The following is a 22,400-nucleotide window of genomic DNA, read 5'->3' as shown; positions in this document are numbered from 1 at the left end:
AGAACGAAATCCCCTAGCCCTGATAGAAGCGGCATCCTTTCCAGTCCTGAACTTGTTTCAGGATCCTGAAACAAGTTCAGGACTGGAAAGATATAGCGAATAGCAGGAATAGCTTCAAATAACAATAAAAAATAATTATGAAAAATTTCAATCCCGCAGACAACATTCAGGATTTACAGTACTTTGGCGAATTTGGCGGTGTAAACCCCTCCATTTCTGATTCATCAACCTATACTTTCTTATCGGCAAAAACGATGTTCGATACTTTTGAAGGCAATATGGAAGGCTGTTATTTGTACTCGCGTCACTCCTCTCCGAGCAATTTGTATTTAGACAAAGCATTGGCAGCGATGGAAGGAACGGAAACAGCAAACGTTTCAGCATCAGGAATGGGAGCAATTACGCCTACTCTATTACAATTGTGTGGTTCAGGCGATCATATTGTTTCAAGCAGAACTATTTATGGTGGTACCTATGCTTTCTTAAAGAATTTCACTCCGAGATTAGGCATCAAAACCACTTTTGTCGACATCACAAAACTAGACGTTGTAGAAGCTGCAATTACTCCCGAAACTAAAGTTTTGTACTGCGAGACCGTGAGCAATCCTTTACTCGAAGTGGCAGATATTGCTGGTTTGGCAAAAATTGCAAAAAGACACAATTTGAAATTAGTTGTCGATAATACTTTTTCTCCATTATCCGTCTCTCCTGCAAAATTAGGTGCTGATATTGTGATTCACAGTTTGACAAAATACATCAACGGAAGTAGCGATACAGTGGGTGGTGTAACATGTGCTTCGCAAGAATTTATTGACAGTTTAAAAAATGTGAATAGTGGCGCCAGTATGTTACTTGGGCCAACAATGGATAGTTTGCGTTCGGCCAGTGTGATGAAAAACTTGCGTACGCTACATATCCGAATGAAACAACACAGTCATAATGCGATGTATCTGGCGGAACGTTTTGAAAAAGACGGACTGAAAACGGTTTATCCTGGTTTGAAAAGCCACCCGAGTCATGAGTTGTACGCTACAATGATTAACCCAGAATATGGTTTTGGCGGAATGATGACATTGGATGTTGGAACTTTGGCGAAAGCCAATGCATTAATGGAATTGATGCAAGCACGAAATCTAGGATATTTAGCAGTGAGTTTAGGATTTTATAAAACCTTATTTAGCGCGCCTGGAACATCTACTTCAAGTGAAATTCCTATGGAAGAACAGATAGAAATGGGGTTGACTGATGGTTTAATCCGATTCTCTATAGGCTTAGATAATGATATTGAAAGAACGTATCAGATGATGAAAAAATGTATGATAGAATTGAATGTTCTAACATCAGAATCCGTTTTAATGGAATAATTTTTTTTTAGTTTTGTAGTTTGTTAAATCCGTTTGAAAATCATTTTCGAACGGATTTTTTGGTTTAAACCAAAAAAACGTCTTGATTAAACAAGACGTTTTCCTTTATAAATTTTTAAAAATTAAACTTCTTTAAAGTTCAACTTACTGTTATTTCTGCTAAAGCTAAAATAAATCACCAATCCAATCAAAAGCCAAATTCCAAAGTAAATCCAGTTCCAAACACTTAATTCAGCCATCAAATACAAACAACAAATTAAACCTAACAATGGAATTAAAGATAAATTTTCTTTGAAAGACCAAACCGTCAATCCAACCAAAACAATTAGGAAAATCCACATCGGAATTTTATGTTTAAATAAATCAAAACCACTCTCGTATTTAATAGTATCTGCTATTGGTAATCCAGCAATTACTGAAGCGTATTTTGCATCATCTTGTTGGTATTGGCTCAATAAATGTTCTAAATCCGGTGTTTCTGTCGTACTGTTCTTAGTGTCAATACCTACCAAATAGTCATATACTTTTTGGGTTTCTTCTTTATCCAGTGAAGTAATAATATCCGCTGAATTGTTTATTTGAATTTCATTGGTGATAAAATCCATAGTTGCCTTTTTGTTATAGACAAAAGCAAATACAAGCCCAATAATCATTAAAACTGGCATGATAAATTTTGAATTCACATAAGGTGTTTTGAATTTTCCACGAGGAATATCTTTTTTATTTTGTAATACCAGAACTCCAGCACAAACTAGGACAAAAGCGAATAAAGTTCCTATACTACATAAATCCGTAACCATGGTCAAATTCAAAAATAAAGCAGGAATTGCTACCACAAAACCAGTAACAATGGTAGCGTAAGAAGGTGTTTTGTATTTTGGATGCACTTTAGAAAAACGTTTCGGTAACAATCCATCACGACTCATACTCATCCAGATACGAGGCTGCCCCATTTGAAATACCAATAAAACACTTGCCATGGCTATCACTGCACTTACCGCAATTATACCAGACATCCATTTTAAGTCTAATTTTTCAAATACAAAAGCCAATGGATCTCCAACATTCAATACATTATAACTCACCATTCCCGTAAGCACTAATGCAATTGCAATATATAAAATGGTACAAATTATAATAGCCCACATCATTCCTTTTGGCAAATCCCGTTGTGGATCTTTACACTCTTCAGCAGTTGTAGAAATCGCATCAAAACCAATGTAGGCAAAAAATACTGCCGAAACGCCTTTCAAAACACCCGTAATTCCATTTGGAGCAAAAGGATCCCAATTGGCCGTATCTACATAAAAAACACCAACTGCAATAACCAAAAGAACGATACATAATTTCACAACAACCATTATGTTACTTGCATTTCGAGATTCTTTCATCCCACGATAAATTAATGCTGTAATTAAAATAATGATCAATAATGCAGGAAGGTCAGCAACAAAATGGAAAGAACCAATTACAGGCGACGTAGTCCATGCATTATGAGCTGCTTGTAAAGCCAAACTCAAATTATCAAAAGATTTTCCGCCTTGCATTAATGCCGTAGCATCATTATAACCATTGGAAGCCGTCAAATAATCCATTTGAACCCATTGAGGTAAATGGATACCACCACTTTCAAGTAAACCAGTAAAATAATCACTCCATGATATCGCGACCGTTATATTACCTACTGAATACTCCATTATCAATGCCCAACCAATAATCCAAGCTATTATTTCACCAAATGCAACGTAGGAATACGTATAGGCACTTCCGGAAACAGGAACCATCGAGGCAAATTCAGCATAAGCAAACGCAGCAAAACTACAAGCTATCGCTGTAAACAGGAAAAGAAATATAACTGCGGGTCCTCCATCAAAACTGGCTTTACCAATGGTACTAAAAATACCAGCTCCTACAATCGCTGCAATACCAAAAGCTGTCAAATCACGAGCCGTTAAATGCTTACCTAATGCATTATGTCCATCTGCATTATTTTTTTCAACTTGTTTTAAAATGTCTTGTACCGTCTTCTTTCTAAATAAACTTGAAATTGCCATATTCTAAATTTTATCATTAAAAATTAATATATTGTAAATTTTATGCTCTTATTTTGCTAATAATTAAAGTAATCTTAAAAATTCAAAAGTATAAAACAAATTGAATTAATAATATCTCTTCAGCCATTTTTTTTATTTTTTTTCAAAAAAAAGTCAAATTAAAAATTTTAACAACCAAAAAAAGCTAAATACACTTTAAAATAAGTTAAAATAAAAAATATGTATTTTCCTAAACACTCCTTTTTAATTTTATTTTACTGAATCGAATTGTTATTTTAGACAACTCTTCAGAATAGTAACCGGATGCAGGGCTTTTCTATTTGTTCCATCAAAAATCTGATGACGGCAACTGGTCCCTGCGGCAGCAATTGCTACTGTTGCATCGGTTGCTCTAATTTTTGGAAACAAGGTATCCTCACCCATTTGCATGCTGATGTCATAATGTTCTTTTTCATAACCAAAAGAACCTGCCATACCACAACAACCCGAATTGTAAATGGTAACCAAACTATTTTTTGGCAAATTCAACATCGCAAAAGTCGCTTCAATGGTGCTCAATGACTTTTGATGACAATGTCCGTGAATTTTTATTGTTTTCTCAACATCAGAAAATTGATCCGAATGAATTTTTCCAATCGCAATCTCTTTTTTGAAAAACTCTTCAATTGTAAATACATTTTGAGCTAGTTTTTCGGCATTTTCTTTATCATCTGCTAATCGGATGTATTCATCTCTAAAAGTCAATATCGCCGATGGCTCTATTCCTATCAACGGACAATCGGCAGTAATAATAGTTGAAAAAACAGCTACGTTTATATTGGCTATTGCTTTTGCTTCTTCCAGAAAACCTTTCGAAATAAAGGCTCTTCCGCTTTCCTCATGATCAACTACAATGACTTCATATCCTATTCTTGTCAATAATTCATACGCATCAACCCCAACTGAAACATCATAAAAATTAGTAAATTCATCACAAAATAAATATACTTTCCCGTTTGCAAAAGAATTATTTTGTGCTTTTGATTTGTTTTTTTCATACCATTTTCTAAAAGTAGTTGGAGCCAATAAAGGAACTTCCCTTTTTGGAGCAATTCCCATGCTCTTTTTCACCAAAGGTAAATTAACCATGAAATTAGTAAGCGAAGGAAAAATGCTTCCTAGGTTATTGATTTTCGAATTGAAAGCAAATATTTTATTCCGTAGCGTAAATCCCTTTGCTTTTTGATATTGATACAAAAACTCCGATTTCAGTGCCGCAACATCTACATTACTGGGACATTCACTGGCACAAGCTTTACAGCTCACACACAATTCGAAAACTTTATATAATTCTTCGTGATTGAACTTATTGTCTTTTTCTGAATGCGTCAAATATTCTCTCAACGCATTGGCTCTTGCACGAGTGGTGTCTTTTTCGTTTCGTGTGGCGCGATAACTTGGACATAAAGTACCGCCTGCCGAAGGTAATTTTCTGCAATCGCCGGAACCATTGCATTTCTCAGCCGCACGCAAAATCCCCATACTATCCGAAAAATCCTGAATCGTTTTTATATCCGGTTCCACCCTGCCCGCTTCCACCCTAAGGTTTTCGTCCATTTTGAAGGCGTTTACAATTTTTCCAACATTTAAAATTGTATTCGGATCAAAGGCATTTTTTATTCGTTTTAATAATTCATAATTCTTGTCCCCAATCATAAAAGGCAAAAACTCTCCACGCACGATTCCGTCTCCATGTTCCCCGCTCAATGAACCTCTATATTTTTTTACTAAAATAGCCACTTCGGTTGCGATGTTTCTAAATTGGTGTAATCCTTCTTTAGTTTTTAAATTTAAAACAGGTCGCAAGTGAATTTCTCCAGCTCCGGCATGTGCATAATAAATGGCGCTCTGACCATGACGCTGCATCATAGCGGAGAACTCGGCAATATAATTGGGCAAATCACTCAACTCAACAGCGGTATCCTCTATAGAATCTGCCGCTTTATTATCTCCTACAATACTTCCTAAAAGTCCGAGACCCGCTTTTCGCAACTCATTTATTTTATCAATATCAGATCCGTAAATTTTGGGTAAGGCATACCCAAAATTATGCTGCTCAAGATCAGCTATCAAAGCATTTGCTTGTCTTTCGGCATCTTCCATACTGTGATGCGAAGCCACTTCGAGCATGATAACTGCCTTTGGTTCTCCTTGTATAAAAAATCTGTTTTTGGCTTGCTCTCTATTGGTTTTGGTACAATTCAGAATGGTGTCATCCATCAATTCACACGTATAGAGATGATGTTTCATCGCAGTAACAACGGCTTCTAAACTTTCCTGAATGGTATGAAAATGGGCTACCACCATGACATTATTTGTTGGCGGTAAATCATCCACTTTCAAAGTAATTTCAGTCGTAAATGCTAAAGTTCCCTCGCTTCCGCAAAGTAATTTCCCTAAGTTTATCGTTTTTTCAGTTCCTGAAAACAGTTCCGATTTCAATAATAAATCTATCGCATAACCCGTATTTCGCCTGTGAATTTCAGGCTTTGGAAACTCCTTTATAATTTCTCTTTGGTTTTCTGTATTCGAAAGTTCCTCGTAAATGGTCTTATAAATGGTATTCTCAAGTGTATTCCCTTTTGTTTTTTCAATGAATTCTTCCGAAGTCATATCTTTGAATACCGTTGCACTGCCATCACTCAAAACCGCTTTTAATTCCACTATTTTGTCTCGGGTTACGCCATAGCGTATCGATGTGGTCCCCGATGAATTATTCCCTACCATTCCTCCTATCATACATCGATTTGACGTAGAAGTATTGGGTCCAAAAAACAAACCGTGAGGTTTTAAGAATAAATTCAGTTCATCCCGAATCACTCCTGGTTGTACCGTAACCGTCTTTTTTATTGGGTCAAAAGCAATAATCTTAGTGAAATGTTTCGAAACATCCACAATAATTCCGTTACCAACCGTTTGCCCTGCTAATGAAGTCCCGGCAGTTCTAGGCGTGATTGAAATCTTATTTTTGGCTGCAAAGCGAATAATTTTGACAATATCTTCTTCTGATTTTGGAATCGCCACAGCAAGTGGCATAATTCTATAAGCTGAAGCGTCAGTTGCGTAAATCGTTTTATGAAGTTCATCATATAAAAGTGTTCCTTCTAATGATTGGGATAATTGTTGTAATTCAAGTGAGGTTAACATGGCTTAATACATTATATTTTATAAAACACTGATACTGCAGCATTATTTGACAAATATAAATATATAGCCGATTATAAATTAAAAAATCAAATACGAAAAATTCAAAAAGTTTTATTGTTTGATGGAAAGTTCAATTTAAAAACATTTTGGCAAAGAAATTGCGCTAGTAAAATAAGACAAATTTTATAACCATTTTATCTGGTAAATTTCACTAAAAAAACTATTTTTGAATACTTTATAAATTAAATAATAATGAAAAATTTCAAGCACGCCATATTCCTTATTTCGTTCTTTTTACTTTCTCTTTGGAATAGTAACGCGCAACAATTTGCTGCAAATCCTAAAAATGAATTTAGAGCCGTTTGGATAGCCACCGTTGTTAATATTGACTGGCCAAAAAGCAGTACGGATAACACTGCAAAACAAAAAGCCGATTTTATTGAAATTTTAGATACTTATAAAAAATTAAATTACAATGCCGTAATTGTCCAGATTCGAAGTGTTGGTGACGCCTTTTATCCAACGGAATTAGCGCCATGGTCTCGCTTTTTGACCGGAAAAGAAGGTCAAGCACCGAAACCCTATTTTGACACATTGGCATGGATGATAAACGAAACGCACGCCAGAGGTTTTGAATTTCACGCTTGGTTAAATCCGTATCGCGCCACAATGGACTTGAACACGGCTATTTTAAGTCCTAAACATGATTTTTACCAACATCCGGAATGGATGATTAAATACGGAGGTAAATATTATTACAATCCGGCACTGCCAGAAGTTCAAAACCATTTATTGTCCATAGTTGAAGAAGTTGTAGAAAAATATGACATCGATGCTATTCATTTTGATGATTATTTTTACCCATACAAAATAAAAGGAGAACAATTTAATGATGCCGATTCTTTCAAAAAATACGGAAATGGATTGAGTTTAGAAGATTGGAGACGTTCCAATGTGAATACTTTCGTGAAATGTGTTTCCCTTTCGATAAAAAACATAAAACCTTGGGTACAATTTGGCATCAGCCCTTTTGGGGTTTGGAGAAACAAATCAGTAGACCCAAAAGGTTCTGAAACGGAGTCTGGTCAGACTAATTATGACGATTTGTTTGCAGATCCTTTAGCATGGATGGAAAATAAATGGATTGACTACATCGTTCCACAATTATACTGGAGCATGGATCATCCAAAAGCTTCCTATTCAAAACTACTGCGTTGGTGGTCTGAAAACTCAAAAAACACGGCTGTTTATATCGGAAACGGAACCTATAAAATCAATACGGATTCCGATAAAAAATGGAATAATCCCAATGAAATCCCGAATCAAATAGATATTACCAGAACCTACAAAAACGTTCAAGGTAATGCCTTTTTTAGTGCCAAATCATTTTTGAACAGAAATCAAAACGTTGCGCAATTATTGATAGAAAACCAATACAAATACCCTGCACTTCCTACTGTGGTTCCAAATTCTATCAAAAAAATGGTCATCGTACCCACAGCGAACAGTATTTTGGTAAATCCTATTTCTTCAAGCTTTAATGTTAAATATCCTTTATACAGTAAAGTGCGTTATGTTATGGTTTATGGAGCCAAATTCAATTCGAAAATTGACGTCAATGATCCAAGCCAAATTATTGACAAAATAGCATTTAAAGACAATATTGATACTGTTGAAGTTGTAATTCCAACCTATAAATTAGACAAAAATACAACCTGCGCCATTACATTCATCGATTTTTATGGTAATGAAAGCCAACCGACTTTAGTAAATTTCACACTATAAAATTTAAATTGAATATAATCCGCTATAAATGAAAACAGACAATAGACCTTGGTATTGGATTCCTTTTTTAAACTTTGCTTCCGGCTTACCTTACGCCATTATTATTTCGGTATCAGTCATAATGTATAAAAACCTTGGTATCAATAATGAAGATATCGGAATTTATACCAGTTTACTCTATTTACCATGGGTTATTAAGCCATTATGGAGCCCGTTTATTGACATTTATTCGACTAAAAGAAAGTGGTTTTTAAGCATGCAATTACTAATTTCCATTGCTTTTTTAATTGTGGGATTAACGATTCCTTTGAGTAATTTTTTTATAATTAGTTTAGCTGTTTTTTGGGTTGCCGCATTTGCATCAGCCTCGAATGATGTAGCGAGTGATGGATTTTATATGTTGGCTTTAGAAAAGGAACAGCAATCGTTTTTCCTTGGAATCAGAAGTACATTTTATCGTCTTTCAATGCTTACCGGAAATGGACTAATCGTGGTAATTGCAGGATATCTCGAACAAGAATATGGCGATAAACAAAAAGCATGGTCCTATACGATGGTTGTTGTTGCATTGATTATGGCTGTGATTACGATTTACAATTATTTTTCCACTCCAAAAACGGAAACAAAAATCGTAGAAAACGAAACTGAATCGGTTCCGCATAAGAGTTTCGGAATTGTTTTTGCTACTTTTTTTCAAAAGAAACAAATTGGTTTGATTCTCGCTTTTATCTTATTATTTAGGTTGGGTGAATCCCAATTATTAAAAATGTTAACTCCTTTTTTAATCGACCCTACGTCTGTAGGCGGAATGGGTTTAACTACTCAGGATGTTGGGGTTATTTATGGAACCTTTGGTGTAATATCACTTACTGTTGGCGGAATTTTAGGTGGTATCGTCATTTCCAAAGATGGATTAGGCAAATGGATGCTGCCCATGATTTTAGCAATGCACTTACCAATAATAGGATTCATTTTACTTTCTTATTTTCATCCTGGTTCCGTTTTTTATATTTATCTAACGGTAATCGCGGAACAATTTGGATATGGTTTTGGTTTTGCTGCTTTCATGATGTATTTAATTTATGTGGCTGATGGTGAATCTAAAACGTCCCACTACTCTATTGCAACAGGGTTTATGGCTTTGGGAATGATGCTTCCGGGAATGTTGAGCGGTTTTATTCAGGAATATTTGGGTTATGGCAATTTCTTTATTTGGGTATTTTTAGCCACAATACCGGGATTAATACTTTCCAGATTTTTAATTTTCCCTTCCGATTTTGGAAAAAAATCAGAGCAAGAATAAAAAACATATATTTTCATCAACCACATAAGGCATATAAGTTCATTGAAGAGTTTATCTTTACTTTTTTTATATGAACTTACATTTCTTATATGGTTAAAAACTATTGTTAAATGACATTAGAACAAAAAATAGGGCAATTTTTCTTTCCTGCCGTTTTCATAAACGACACTGAAGAAAACATTCAAGAAACGGAACGATTAATTAGAGATTACAATATAGGCGGATTGACTTTTTTTCATAGCCGAGCCAGTGCCGCAACCAATTATGAAACCAAGAAAAAAGTAGTTTTAAATGATGATAGTTTTCAGCGTTTGGCAGCACTCATTGTTCGCTATCAAAACTGTGCCACCACTCCTTTATTAATGAGTATTGATGCCGAATGGGGATTGGCGATGCGCGTCGAAAAAACACCCCAATATCCTTATGCCATTACCCTTGGCGCTTTACCTGAAAGTGAAAAACATTTGGTTTACGAAGTTGGAAAACAAATAGGTTTGGACTTAAAATCAGTTGGAATCCATTATAATTTAGCGCCCTTAGCAGACATCAATAATAACCCGAATAATCCGGTAATTGGCTATCGTTCCTTTGGTGAGAATAAAGAAAAAGTAGCTGATTTTGCCCTTGAATATTTGAAAGGAATGAATGAGGTTGGCATTTTAGGTTGTCTCAAACATTTCCCAGGACATGGAAATACGAATGTCGATTCGCATTTAGGATTACCCGTTTTAGAAGAAACATTAGCCGAATTATTATCCAATGAACTATATCCTTTCCTAAAAGGTATTGAAAACAATGTCGATTCGATTATGATTGGTCATTTGGCTGTTCCTGCTTTGAATTCCGGAAAAGATACATCAGCTACATTATCAAAATCGGTAATTGAAACACTTTTGCGAAAGCAATTAGGTTATGATGGTTTGGTAATTTCGGATGCTTTGAATATGCACAGCGTCTCCAAATTATACGAGAAAAAAGGACAACTGGAATGGGAAGCTTTCAATGCCGGAAATGATGTTTTGTGTTTTGCCGAAAATGTACCGGAAGGAATTCAGGAAATAGTAAAAAATGCAACTCCACAGCGAATTGAAGCCAGTTTTAACAGATTGTGGAAATGCAAACAAAAAGCGGGTATTGTAGACGGAAAACTCCATTTACCAAACCTTTCGGAAAGTGATTTTGATTTTGAAACCACTTCTGCTTTAAATCGTAAAATTGCTCAAAAATGCATTACAAAAATTAAAGACAACAACAATACTGTCACTGTTTTTGATGCTAAAAACAGAGAGGATCTCGCCAAACTTAGCCTCTATAAAAACACTGATAATGCATTTTTTAAAAGCTTGACAGCTGCCTTGCCTTCTGCTGAATTTTGTTATGAAACGGGAAGTGATTTGACATTAAATGAATTAGAAAAGGCATTAACCCGTTTTGATACCCTTATCATTTCTTTGTTTGTTCCAAAGGCAAAACCTTTACATAATTTTGATATTGAGGATTCAGTACTTCAGTTTTTGGGTAACTTATTTACCACCAAAAAATGTGTTTTATATGTTTTTGGGAACCCATATTCACTTCAAGTTATCCCAAATTTAAAGCACGCTTTGGGAATCATTCAAATGTATCAAGATTTTACAGAATTTCAAGAAACCGCAGCCGAACAACTTTTAGAAAACACCAACTGTAAAGGTACTCTTCCTGTGATTGTTAGTGGTGTCTAATTAGCTTCTTTAATTTCAAAAGCATCCATTATAAGAAATTTTTATTCGTAAATAAATATTTATAATCAAATCTTATTGTTTCAAATCCTCTGTTTAGGCTATTTTTGCACCATCAAAAAAAATTAACTAAAAATAAATAATATGTCATTAGTAGGAAAAAAATTCCCAAGCATTGCAATAGACGCTATCTCAGAAATGGGTGATAATTTAAAAATCAATATTTTCGAAGAAGCTACAAAAAACAACAAAAAAGTACTTTTGTTTTGGTACCCGAAAGATTTTACATTCGTATGTCCAACTGAATTACATGCTTTTCAAGCGGCGCTACCGGAATTCGAAAAAAGAAATACAATTGTTATAGGAGCTTCTTGTGATACAAATGAAGTACATTTTGCTTGGTTAAACACTCCAAAAAATAATGGTGGAATTGAAGGAGTTACGTACCCAATTCTTGCTGATACTAACAGAAACTTATCAAACATCTTAGGAATTCTTGATGTTGAATCAACTAGCTACAGTGAAGATACTGATTCTATTATTATTGAAGGATCTAATGTAACTTACAGAGCTACTTACCTTATTGACGAAGAAGGAAAAATTTTCCACGAAAGTGTAAACGATATGCCATTAGGTCGTAACGTAAACGAATACTTACGTATGGTTGATGCTTACACACATATTCAAGAAAAAGGTGAAGTTTGTCCTGCAAACTGGGAAGCTGGAAAAGAAGCAATGAGCGCTGACAGAAAAAGTACTGCAGAATACTTGAGTTTAAACTAGTTCAATAACAATTTCAATGGCAATAATCAATTTCAATACTAAATATTGACTATTGATATTGCTATTGATTTTTGAAATTTTAAAATTATGTTAATCGAATTAAACGAAGATACGTTACAGGATTTAATTGCAAAAGACGAGAAAGTTGTAGTTCAATTTTCGGCTTCATGGTGTGGAAATTGTCGTATTATGAAACCAAAATTCAAAAAATTAGCTTCAGAAAACGAAACAATTACTTTTGCTCTTGTTGATGCTGAAAATTTTCCTGAATCAAGAAAATTAGCTAATGTGAGTAATTTACCAACTTTTGCCACTTTTGTAAATGGGAAATTAGTAAACGAAACGCAAACCAATAAACAAGAAGTACTGATTGAATTAGTAAACGAAATTGTTTAAAGTTTAAAGTTGAGCAACAATGCTATAAAGTTTAATGTTAAGCTCAAAGCATAATGTTCAATAGCAACCTATAAACCTTAAACTTTTTTAAACTTTAAACAAAAAAATATGAAATTACCGGTAATTAAGCATTTAACGCAGTTTATAGAAGAAAATGATGAAGATTATATCATAGAAACAATTGAAGTTTTGGAAGCAATGACTGAAATTACTACATTGAAAGATGAAGAATTAGATGTAATTGGTGAATTAATTTCTAATATGTATGGCGCTTTAGAAGTTAACAAACTGGTAAAAACCGGAACTGATAAAAAAGAAGCTTTAAACGGTTTCATGAAGCGTGTTCTGGGTTCTATCGACAAATAAAAAAGAATTTTTAATGCAATATTTCTAAAACGCAGTCTGAAACGACTGCGTTTTTTTATGCATTTTATAAAAAAGACATTGGGTTATACGAGTTTACTTAATGCTCCAAAATCTTGAACTTTATCCCAAAGTTTCATCACTAAATCTTAAATAATTTTCATACTTTTGAACCTCATTAAAAAACAAAAATTATGGCTTCAATTACTTTAAAAGGAAATCCAATAAATACCTCAGGAGAATTACCAACAGTAGGCTCAAAAATAAGCGATTTTAAATTAGTTAAAAACGATCTTTCTGTTGCTTCATTAGCTGACTTTGCAGGGAAAAAATTAGTTTTGAATATTTTTCCAAGTATCGATACCGGAACATGTGCTACGTCGGTTAGAAAATTTAACGAAAGCGCAAGTAAATTGGAAAACACCAATGTATTATGTATCTCCAGAGATTTACCTTTCGCGCAAAACCGTTTTTGTGGTGCTGAAGGACTTGAAAATGTTATTAATTTATCTGATTTCCAAGCTGGAGATTTTGGTAAAACCAATGGTTTAGAAATTGTAAATGGCCCCTTAGCCGGATTGCATTCCAGAGCCATCATTGTGGTTGATGAAAATGGAACAATTACTCATACGGAGCAAGTTGGAGAAATTGCGGATGAGCCGAATTACGAAGCTGCATTAGCAGTACTTTAATAACCTCCGGATGGAATTTCAAAAAGATAATACCTTCTTCACCGGAAGATTAAAAAGCGTCTCTTATGCTTTTAAGGGTGCCCTAAAATTGATTACAACAGAACACAGCGTTATGGTACAATTTTCAATTGGAATATTGATTACCATCGCTGGGTTTTATTTTGGCATTTCTAAAACAGAATGGCTTTTTCAGACTTTGGCCATTGGTTTGGTCATGAGTATTGAAGGTTTAAATACAGCAGTTGAAAAAGTAGCCGATTTTATTCATCCTAACTATCATGAAAGAATTGGGTTCATCAAAGATATTGCTGCAGGAGCTGTCTTTTTTGCTGCTTTGACAGCAATAGCAATCGGTTTAATCATATATATACCAATATTACTTTAGGTATTATTACAATCAAGAATGGCAAAAACAACAAAAACAGCGCCTTTAGATAAAAAAAACGATTCTAAAACGGAGGGAAATAATCCATGGAGAATAACCAAACAACACACAATTGTTTTTGGTTCTCTTTTGGTGTTATTTTCAATTGCTTTATTATTTGCATTTATTTCCTTTTACATCTACGGACAACAAGATCAAAGTGCTGTTCGAGAATTGACTTACAGAACCGAAACTGTTCACAATTGGTTAGGAAAATTTGGAGCATTTTTAGCTGACTTAATTGTTTATAAAGGTTTTGGGATTGCCGCATTTATATTCGTGCGCTTATTTTTCCTAACAGGAATGTACATGGTTCTCTCTATTCCCTTAAAAAAGCTGAAGAATATTTGGTTTTGGGATTTATTCGTAATTATTGTTTTATCCGTTTTATTTGGTTTTTTTGCCACATCAGTACCCGAATTAGGAGGGACAATTGGATATGAATTGAATCTATTTTCTCAAGATTACATTGGAAAAACAGGAACATTATTGATCTTGCTTTTTGGATTAATCATCTATGTGATTTTCAAAATCAAAATTTCGCCAGAAAATATTCAGTCCTTTTTTGATAATACCAAAAAAGAAATTAAAGCTGATTTAGCCACTATTCCTCTAAATGGAGCAAAAAGTAGCGGTTATAATTTAGAGGAATTTGCTGTTGCGGAAGAAGAAATTGATGACATTCATTTGAAAATAAATGGAAATCAATTCGAAATTAATAAAGAAGCGTTAAAACCAACTATCAATAATTCATCCGAAATTAATTTGGATCCCATAGCAAAACCTCTTGCCATGGAAGTAACGCCAATGGCTACTCCGGAAATTATTTCAAATCCTGCAGATACTTTTGTAATAGAAACAGCTCCAGAAGAAGATATTATAGAAGAAAATTTAGCTTCTAGACTTGTTGCTGATTTTGGATTATTCGATCCAACTTTGGATTTATCCAATTATAAATTTCCTACGATAGATTTATTAAAGGAATATTCGACTGGTGGAATTACCATCAACCAGGAAGAATTAGAAGAAAATAAAAACAGGATTGTTGATACGCTTCGCAATTATAAAATAGAAATTGCACAGATAAAAGCTACCGTTGGACCATCGGTTACTTTATATGAAATTGTACCGGAAGCGGGTATTCGTATCTCGAAAATTAAAAGTTTAGAAGATGATATTGCGTTGTCACTTTCGGCATTAGGAATTCGTATCATTGCTCCTATTCCAGGAAAAGGAACCATAGGAATCGAGGTTCCCAATAAGAATCCTACGATGGTTTCCATGAAAAGTGTTATTGGCTCAGCCAAATTTCAGGAAGCCGAAATGGAATTGCCAATCGCCTTAGGAAAAACTATTTCTAATGAAACTTTTGTGGTTGATTTAGCCAAAATGCCTCACTTACTGATGGCAGGAGCTACCGGACAAGGAAAATCTGTTGGATTGAATGCGGTTCTGACTTCACTTTTGTACAAAAAACATCCCGCAGAAGTTAAATTTGTACTGGTCGATCCTAAAAAAGTAGAGCTAACGTTGTTTAATAAAATTGAAAGACATTATTTAGCGAAGCTTCCAGATATGGATGATGCTATTATTACTGATAATGCAAAAGTGGTCAATACCCTGAATTCACTTTGTGTAGAAATGGACAACCGCTATTCTTTATTAAAAGATGCGATGGTGCGTAACATCAAAGAATACAACGATAAATTTAAAGCTCGAAAATTGAATCCTGAAAATGGACACCGATTTTTACCTTATATCGTTCTCGTTGTTGATGAGTTTGCCGATTTAATTATGACCGCCGGAAAAGAGGTCGAAGTTCCTATAGCACGTTTAGCTCAATTAGCGCGGGCCATTGGTATCCATTTAATTATTGCTACCCAAAGACCTTCGGTGAATGTAATTACAGGTTTAATAAAAGCCAATTTTCCAGCTAGAATTGCTTTTAGAGTTACCTCAAAAATTGATTCCCGAACCATTCTTGATACTCAGGGTGCGGATCAATTGATAGGACGAGGAGATATGCTTTACACCAACGGAAATGATGTTGTTCGTGTACAATGTGCCTTTATAGACACACCCGAAGTAGAAAAAATTACGGAATTCATTGGTTCGCAAAAAGCATATGCAACTGCTTATTTACTTCCGGAATTTGTTGGAGAGGAAAGTGGCATTAATCTTGATATGGATATTTCCGACAGAGATACTTTGTTTAGAGAAGCCGCCGAAATTATTGTAAATGCACAACAAGGCTCCGCTTCATTGTTACAAAGAAAGCTAAAATTAGGCTACAACAGAGCAGGTCGATTAATTGATCAATTGGAAGCCGCAGGAATTGTAGGTCCGTTTGAAGGAAGTAAAGCACGTAGTGTAAACATCCTAGACATGAGTTCTCTTGATCAATTTTTCAACAATGAACAGTCTTAAGAAGTGGTCAGTGTTCAGTCCAAGACAACAACAATAATAACAAAAGAACATATCTAATGAAACAACAACAGAAAGCAATGTACAAAAAAATTATATATATCTCATTTTTACTTCTTTTTAGTTTTTCAATACAAGCCCAAGATAAAAAAGCGAAAGACCTTTTAGATCAGGTTACTGCAAAAGTTAGAAGTTATGATAATATTGTAATTGATTTTAAATATTCTTTAAATAATTCCAGAGAAAATATCAATCAGGACAGTAAAGGGAATGTAACCATGAAAGGAAATCAGTATGTATTGAATTTCATGGGAGTTACGAAAATTTTTGACGGAAAAAAAACATATACTATTGTTCCAGAAGATGAAGAGATTACTATTTCTAAAGTAAATGAAAAAGAAGATAATGCCATTACACCTTCAAAAATGCTAACCTTTTTTAATACTGGTTATAAATATAATATGGATATTTTGCAGGATGTAAAAGGCAGAAAAATTCAGTACATTAAACTCATTCCAACAAATGCCAAAGATCAAAGAAAAGAGGTATTATTGGGAATCGATGTGCAAACCAAACATATCTATAATTTGATTGAAATGGGTAAAAAAGGCACAAAAACGACTTTAACCGTTAATTCTTTTAAAACCAACCAACCTTTGTCAAAAAATCAATTTACATTTGCGGAAAGTAAATATCCAAATTACTACATCAACAAATTAGATTAATCTATATCGGTGAAAATTCTTGACAAATACTTATTAAAAACATTTCTGACTACATTTACAACTGTATTTGTAATACTCTTTTTCATTTTTATACTTCAAACCGTTTGGTTATTTATATCCGAATTAGCAGGTAAAGATTTGGATTTAGTAATGATTATCAAATTTTTAGGCTTTTCAATGCCTCGAATTATTCCTTTGGTTTTACCTTTGTCAGTACTATTGGCTTCCATAATGACTTTTGGTGATTTGTCTGAAAATTATGAATTGGCTGCCATGAAATCAGCTGGGGTTTCGCTAAAAAGAGCAATGAAAAGCCTAACTATTTTCATTGTTATACTGGGAGGTATCGCCTTTCTTTTTGCTAATAATGTGATTCCTTTTGCAGAATATAAGTTTATCAATTTCAGAAAAAATATTGCTCAAGCCAAACCTGCTTTGGCAATTGCCGAAGGTCAGTTTAGCGATGTTGGCTTTTATAATATTAAAGTCAATAAAAAATCTGGAGAAAACGGAAATTTCCTTACTGGTATTACTATCCACAAAAAATCAAATCTAGGTGACGGCAGCAAAACGGTTATCAAGGCTAAAAATGGAGAATTAATAAGTAGCGAGGAATCCAGTATTCTACAATTAGTATTGAATAATGGTTACTACTATGAAGACATCGTTCCCAAAAAATATGAAGAAAGAAGCAAAATGCCATTTGCAAAAAGTTCATTCAAAAAATACATTATCAATATCGATTTATCAAAATTGAATAAAGTGGATGTAAATAATGAGCAGATTGCGAATACTAACACGATGCTTACCGTAAATGAATTAAATTATACGTTGGATTCATTACATAAAAATTTAAAAACGGATATCCTTTCGTTTTCGGAAAACATGAATCAGCGAATTCTAATTCCAAAGGATAATAAAATACAATCCCTCAAAAAAAGTAAAACCCTTCCAAACAATATATTGTCATTATATAACAATGAGGAGAAATCAAAGATTTTAGATCTTGCCGTTAGTAACCTTGCCAGTACAAAATATTCGATTGATGCCAGTAATACGGATTTTAAAAATAAACGAAAAAACATCAACAATCATTTATTGGCATTTTATGACAAATTTGTAATTGCATATGCTTGCTTTTTGATGTTTTTTATTGGAGCCCCTTTGGGAGCCATTATCAGAAAAGGCGGATTGGGACTTCCTATAATTTTTGCGGTTTTAATTTTCATAACTTTTCACTTTATAAATACTTTCGGTAAAAGAATCGCACAGGAAGATGGTTTATCTCCATTTTTAGGAGCTTGGATGTCCTCCTTTATTCTATCACCATTAGCTATTCTTTTGTCATACAGAGCCACAAACGATATCGGATTAATAAATATGGATGTCATTTTAGCTCCATTTCAAAAAATATTCCAAAAAATATTTCCATCACAAAATTAAACACCAATCATGGTTACAAGTAAAATACACCTCAACACAATAGAAGAAGCGATCGAAGACATTCGACAAGGGAAAATTATTATTGTTGTTGATGATGAAGATCGAGAAAACGAAGGTGATTTCTTGGCTGCAGCCGAAAAAGTAACACCCGAAATGATTAATTTCATGGCTACACACGGTCGTGGATTGATTTGTGCACCATTAACAGAAAGTCGTTGCAAAGAATTAGGACTGCATGTAATGGTTAGTAACAATACAGATCCTATGGAAACTGCTTTTACCGTTTCGGTAGATTTAAGAGGAAACGGAGTAACAACAGGGATATCAGCGGGAGATAGAGCAAAAACTATTTTGTCGTTGGTTGATTCCAAAACGAAACCACACGATTTAGCACGACCAGGACATATATTTCCTCTTATTGCTAAACAAGGAGGTGTATTAAGAAGAACTGGACATACTGAAGCTGCAATTGATTTCGCACGTTTGGCAGGCTTTAAATCGGCTGGAGTGATTGTAGAAATCATGAACGAAGATGGCTCGATGGCACGCTTACCACAATTGGTAAAAGTGGCTAAAAAATTCAATTTAAAATTAGTTTCTATCGAAGATTTAGTTGCTTACAGAATGCAGCACGATAGTTTGATTATTAAAAAAGAAGATTTTGATTTAGAAACCCGTTTTGGTACTTTCAGATTACGTGCTTACCAGCAAACAACCAACAAACAAATTCATATTGCTTTAACAAAAGGCACTTGGAATTTGGGCGAATCCATTTTAACAAGAATCAATTCCTCACAGGTAAATAATGATTTATTAGGCACATTGACTAATAATGCAGACCAACAACTGGATGATATGTTTAAAGTAATTAACGAGCAAGGAAAAGGTGCTGTTATTTTTATCAATCAGGATATGCAATCGGTGAATTTACTAAGCCGTATAACAGAACTTAAATTATTGCAAAGTGAAGGAGTGATGAAAGCGCCCAAAATTGTTATTGACAGTAAAGATTTTGGAATTGGCGCTCAAATATTACATGATATAGATATCTCAAAAATTAGATTGGTATCCAATACTGAGGGAACTAAACGTGTCGGAATGATTGGATATGGACTGGAAATAACCGAATACGTAAAGTATTAAACCTATATTTCAATTTTTTGTAAAAATAAGTTTCGCATAAAGTATAGAAAATGAAACAATTAAAAATTAGTCACTAAAATACATGCTTTTTTTATAAAAATAGATTTGCATAACCAAAAAAGGTTCTTATATTTGCACTCGCAATCAGATAATGAAAGCGACATACTGGAGAAATGGCAGAGCGGTCGAATGCGGCAGTCTTGAAAACTGTTGACTGTAACAGGTCCGGGGGTTCGAATCCCTCTTTCTCCGCTGGTTAATTCAAAAAGCCAACTAAAACCCTTTAAATCGTATGATTTAGAGGGTTTTCATTTTACGACCTATCCAAATTATTCATGGTTTCTCATACTATAAGGGGTACTTTGCGGGGCACTTTAAAAATTTAAAAGTTATGTGCCCCTACCTTTGGAAACCCTTATGAAATAAGAAGTTCACTATATGAACATCTTGTTTTGTGTTGATGGAATTTCTAAATTTCTATTAACTTAAAGGTTACCAAATCATGGATGCACCAATTTCAATTCTCTTTTATCTAAAAAGAGCAAAAGTCAATGCCCAAGGGCTAGTTCCAATTTTTCAAAGAATTACTATCAATCGCAAACGATTAGACAACAGCACAGGTAAGTTTGTGGATCCCGAAAAATGGCATTCTGAAATGTCAAAAATGAAAGGAACTTCGGAAGAAGCTCGTTTAATAAATGGACATCTTGACCATTTAAAATCAAAGATTTTAAATATTGAGAAAATTTTAATCAAAAAAGATATCCCGGTAAACTTTGAAACCTTCAAAAATGAGTTAACCGGAATTAAAGAACGGGAACGAATGCTAATTCCAATTTTCGAGGAGCACAACCGGAAAGTGGAAGAGCTTTTGGGTCTCGAATACGCACCTGGTACATTGGAACGATACAAAACCTCACTGAAGCACACCAAAGACTTTCTACACTGGAAATACAGCCTATCAGATATAAATATCGAGAAGATTGACCATGCTTTTATCATGGAGTATGAATTCTATTTGCGTAGTGTTCGCAAGTGCAACAATAATACGGCGGTCAAATACGTCAAAAACTTCCACAAAATAATAAATCAATGCCTCGCCAATGGCTGGCTAGCCAAAGACCCATTTGCAAACTACAAAGCCAAAGTCAAAGAAGTAATCCGTGAGTTCTTAAACGAAGACGAAATAGAAAGTATGATTAACAAAGAATTTGTTTCAGAACGATTGGAATTGGTCCGCGATATATTTATTTTCAGCTGCTTTACCGGATTGGCTTATGTTGATGTACAGCAACTAACCAGAAACCATGTAAGCCTAGGTATAGATGGAGATAAATGGATTTTTAAGAACCGACAAAAAACGGATACCCCTTCCAAAATCCCATTATTGCCAATGGCAATGGAAATCGTCGATAAATACAAAAATCATCCAACCTGTGTAAATGAAAACCGCCTCTTACCTATTCTGAGTAATCAAAAAATGAACGCTTACCTAAAAGAAATTGCCGATGTATGTGACATCAATAAAGAACTAACATTTCACATCGCCCGACATACTTTTGCTACGACTGTAACACTTTCCAATGGCGTTCCAATTGAAACGGTAAGCAAAATGCTGGGACATACCAATTTAAAAACCACCCAACATTATGCTAAGATTTTAGACAAAAAAATAAGCAATGACATGATGATTCTTAAAGATAAATTCAAAAACACAAATCAAATGAAGCTTGACAAGACCAATTAAATCAAGGAATTAGGAAATATTTAGGATGCTATTTTGAAAAATTTAACTACTATGTAAGATTTAACGCTAAAAGAATGTTATACTTTAGTTTGATATTTTGTAAACTAAAACTCATATATGCAGATATATTGCGATGCATTCTTTTGTGAATTTGAATCGGAAATTGAAAAAATTAAAAATACAACTATCGATCCTATCAGTCAGGCGAAACAAGTGCTTCAGTATATCCAAGTAAAACTTAAAGAGCTTTTCAAATGGTTGAAAAAGTATATCTTCAATTCGATTGAAGAGGAAATTCACTTTTTTAAGGAATTAAAATTTAAGATTACATCAAAGTATATTTTCTATAAAAAGATCTTGGATATCGAATCAAATTCGCCTTCCAACAGCAAGAAACTTAAAATAAGGCATTACGAAAAAGAACTTAATATTTGTTTTCAATTTTCAAAAAAAGACAAGGAGTTTTACAAATACTTCCGTTCTGGCAGCAGTTACAATGATCATTTGTATTTTGTACGAAACTCAGATAAACAGATAATCAACTCCGATATAGTTTTGATTAATTGTGACAAAAGACTCTGTACTTCCCATGATTTGAAAGTGGCCAGTATCATCGCAAATGATATTTTAGAAATTTACCTGGAAGAAAAAATTGATCAAATCAATAACATTTGTAGTACTACGCATCCCTCCAAAACATCAAAACTCACTTGGACGGGTACCAAAATTGAAATAGTAGAATTGATTTATTCGCTTTATTATCAAAAAACATTGGCTGTAGTCTAAAAGAATGTTGTTGAAATAATTTTGTTATATTTAATAAGTTGCGTATCTGTTTAATACATCTTTT

General features: G+C 34.0%; 17 protein-coding genes and 1 tRNA gene. 16 read left to right on the top strand and 2 right to left on the bottom strand.

The window, feature by feature from the left end:
* The first annotated feature begins 137 nt into the window (after positions 1–137).
* On the top strand, positions 138–1,364 hold the full coding sequence (locus tag FNW38_RS05650; protein ID WP_143386602.1) for an aminotransferase class I/II-fold pyridoxal phosphate-dependent enzyme: 1,227 nt from the start codon (positions 138–140) through the stop codon (positions 1,362–1,364).
* Positions 1,365–1,486: 122 nt separating this feature from the next.
* On the opposite strand, the gene FNW38_RS05645 is transcribed toward FNW38_RS05650, so the two are convergent.
* Positions 1,487–3,418, bottom strand: coding sequence for an amino acid permease (locus FNW38_RS05645; protein ID WP_144064702.1), 1,932 nt, complete (start codon positions 3,416–3,418; stop codon positions 1,487–1,489).
* A 270-nt stretch (positions 3,419–3,688) separates the two neighbouring features.
* Positions 3,689–6,604: an FAD-binding and (Fe-S)-binding domain-containing protein gene (locus FNW38_RS05640; protein WP_144064703.1), complete on the bottom strand. Its 2,916-nt coding sequence runs from the start codon at positions 6,602–6,604 to the stop codon at positions 3,689–3,691.
* 252 nt (positions 6,605–6,856) lie between these two features.
* On the opposite strand from FNW38_RS05640, the gene FNW38_RS05635 reads away from it, so the two are divergent.
* The 15 genes from FNW38_RS05635 (at position 6,857) to FNW38_RS05565 (ending at position 22,336) form a co-directional block, all read left to right on the top strand.
* Complete coding sequence (locus FNW38_RS05635; RefSeq protein ID WP_143386605.1) at positions 6,857–8,389, top strand: glycoside hydrolase family 10 protein; 1,533 nt, start codon at positions 6,857–6,859, stop codon at positions 8,387–8,389.
* Positions 8,390–8,417: 28 nt separating this feature from the next.
* The gene (locus FNW38_RS05630) at positions 8,418–9,692 is read left to right on the top strand and encodes an AmpG family muropeptide MFS transporter (RefSeq protein WP_143386606.1); all 1,275 of its coding nucleotides are present in this window, start codon (positions 8,418–8,420) and stop codon (positions 9,690–9,692) included.
* Between the two features lie 110 nt (positions 9,693–9,802).
* The gene (locus FNW38_RS05625) at positions 9,803–11,413 is read left to right on the top strand and encodes a glycoside hydrolase family 3 protein (protein WP_143386607.1); all 1,611 of its coding nucleotides are present in this window, start codon (positions 9,803–9,805) and stop codon (positions 11,411–11,413) included.
* Positions 11,414–11,554: 141 nt separating this feature from the next.
* Positions 11,555–12,193: a peroxiredoxin gene (locus FNW38_RS05620; protein WP_143386608.1), complete on the top strand. Its 639-nt coding sequence runs from the start codon at positions 11,555–11,557 to the stop codon at positions 12,191–12,193.
* An 87-nt stretch (positions 12,194–12,280) separates the two neighbouring features.
* The gene (locus FNW38_RS05615; protein WP_143386609.1) at positions 12,281–12,589 is read left to right on the top strand and encodes a thioredoxin family protein; all 309 of its coding nucleotides are present in this window, start codon (positions 12,281–12,283) and stop codon (positions 12,587–12,589) included.
* A gap of 108 nt (positions 12,590–12,697) precedes the next feature.
* Complete coding sequence (locus tag FNW38_RS05610) at positions 12,698–12,955, top strand: DUF6952 family protein (RefSeq protein WP_143386610.1); 258 nt, start codon at positions 12,698–12,700, stop codon at positions 12,953–12,955.
* Positions 12,956–13,146: 191 nt separating this feature from the next.
* Positions 13,147–13,644 (top strand): thiol peroxidase, encoded by a 498-nt coding sequence (tpx, locus tag FNW38_RS05605; RefSeq protein ID WP_143386611.1) that lies wholly within the window; start codon positions 13,147–13,149, stop codon positions 13,642–13,644.
* Between the two features lie 10 nt (positions 13,645–13,654).
* Positions 13,655–14,029, top strand: coding sequence for a diacylglycerol kinase family protein (locus FNW38_RS05600; protein ID WP_143386612.1), 375 nt, complete (start codon positions 13,655–13,657; stop codon positions 14,027–14,029).
* An 18-nt stretch (positions 14,030–14,047) separates the two neighbouring features.
* Positions 14,048–16,495, top strand: coding sequence for a DNA translocase FtsK (locus tag FNW38_RS05595; RefSeq protein WP_143386613.1), 2,448 nt, complete (start codon positions 14,048–14,050; stop codon positions 16,493–16,495).
* A gap of 56 nt (positions 16,496–16,551) precedes the next feature.
* Entirely contained in the window at positions 16,552–17,217 is a 666-nt protein-coding gene (locus FNW38_RS05590) for a LolA family protein (RefSeq protein WP_143386614.1), read from the top strand.
* A gap of 9 nt (positions 17,218–17,226) precedes the next feature.
* Positions 17,227–18,660 carry an LptF/LptG family permease gene (locus FNW38_RS05585; RefSeq protein ID WP_143386615.1) on the top strand — a complete coding sequence of 478 codons (1,434 nt, stop codon included), beginning with the start codon at positions 17,227–17,229 and terminating at the stop codon, positions 18,658–18,660.
* Positions 18,661–18,669: 9 nt separating this feature from the next.
* Complete coding sequence (ribB, locus tag FNW38_RS05580) at positions 18,670–19,803, top strand: 3,4-dihydroxy-2-butanone-4-phosphate synthase (protein ID WP_185963091.1); 1,134 nt, start codon at positions 18,670–18,672, stop codon at positions 19,801–19,803.
* Positions 19,804–19,970: 167 nt separating this feature from the next.
* Positions 19,971–20,055: transfer RNA gene (locus FNW38_RS05575), tRNA-Ser, on the top strand.
* Positions 20,056–20,305: 250 nt separating this feature from the next.
* Positions 20,306–21,550, top strand: a complete 1,245-nt coding sequence (locus tag FNW38_RS05570) for a site-specific integrase (protein ID WP_143386617.1) — start codon at positions 20,306–20,308, stop codon at positions 21,548–21,550.
* Between the two features lie 117 nt (positions 21,551–21,667).
* On the top strand, positions 21,668–22,336 hold the full coding sequence (locus tag FNW38_RS05565) for an RteC domain-containing protein (RefSeq protein ID WP_143386618.1): 669 nt from the start codon (positions 21,668–21,670) through the stop codon (positions 22,334–22,336).
* The last annotated feature ends 64 nt before the right edge of the window (positions 22,337–22,400 follow it).

Origin of the sequence: Flavobacterium gawalongense (genome assembly GCF_007097265.1) — a bacterium.
Lineage (GTDB): Bacteria > Bacteroidota > Bacteroidia > Flavobacteriales > Flavobacteriaceae > Flavobacterium > Flavobacterium gawalongense.
Note: the sequence above shows the minus strand (reverse complement) of the source record. Positions and strands in the feature narration are given on the sequence as shown.

Bases quoted from the DNA above. Each gene is read 5' to 3' on its own strand.
- FNW38_RS05565 (WP_143386618.1), top strand. From the start codon at position 21,668: ATGCAGATATATTGCGATGCATTCTTTTGTGAATTTGAATCGGAAATT.
- FNW38_RS05610 (WP_143386610.1), top strand. From the start codon at position 12,698: ATGAAATTACCGGTAATTAAGCATTTAACGCAGTTTATAGAAGAAAAT.
- FNW38_RS05630 (WP_143386606.1), top strand. From the start codon at position 8,418: ATGAAAACAGACAATAGACCTTGGTATTGGATTCCTTTTTTAAACTTT.
- FNW38_RS05620 (WP_143386608.1), top strand. From the start codon at position 11,555: ATGTCATTAGTAGGAAAAAAATTCCCAAGCATTGCAATAGACGCTATC.
- tpx (WP_143386611.1), top strand. From the start codon at position 13,147: ATGGCTTCAATTACTTTAAAAGGAAATCCAATAAATACCTCAGGAGAA.
- FNW38_RS05650 (WP_143386602.1), top strand. From the start codon at position 138: ATGAAAAATTTCAATCCCGCAGACAACATTCAGGATTTACAGTACTTT.
- ribB (WP_185963091.1), top strand. From the start codon at position 18,670: ATGGTTACAAGTAAAATACACCTCAACACAATAGAAGAAGCGATCGAA.
- FNW38_RS05645 (WP_144064702.1), bottom strand. From the start codon at position 3,418: ATGGCAATTTCAAGTTTATTTAGAAAGAAGACGGTACAAGACATTTTA.
- FNW38_RS05595 (WP_143386613.1), top strand. From the start codon at position 14,048: ATGGCAAAAACAACAAAAACAGCGCCTTTAGATAAAAAAAACGATTCT.
- FNW38_RS05635 (WP_143386605.1), top strand. From the start codon at position 6,857: ATGAAAAATTTCAAGCACGCCATATTCCTTATTTCGTTCTTTTTACTT.
- FNW38_RS05600 (WP_143386612.1), top strand. From the start codon at position 13,655: ATGGAATTTCAAAAAGATAATACCTTCTTCACCGGAAGATTAAAAAGC.
- FNW38_RS05615 (WP_143386609.1), top strand. From the start codon at position 12,281: ATGTTAATCGAATTAAACGAAGATACGTTACAGGATTTAATTGCAAAA.
- FNW38_RS05625 (WP_143386607.1), top strand. From the start codon at position 9,803: ATGACATTAGAACAAAAAATAGGGCAATTTTTCTTTCCTGCCGTTTTC.
- FNW38_RS05590 (WP_143386614.1), top strand. From the start codon at position 16,552: ATGAAACAACAACAGAAAGCAATGTACAAAAAAATTATATATATCTCA.
- FNW38_RS05570 (WP_143386617.1), top strand. From the start codon at position 20,306: ATGGATGCACCAATTTCAATTCTCTTTTATCTAAAAAGAGCAAAAGTC.
- FNW38_RS05640 (WP_144064703.1), bottom strand. From the start codon at position 6,604: ATGTTAACCTCACTTGAATTACAACAATTATCCCAATCATTAGAAGGA.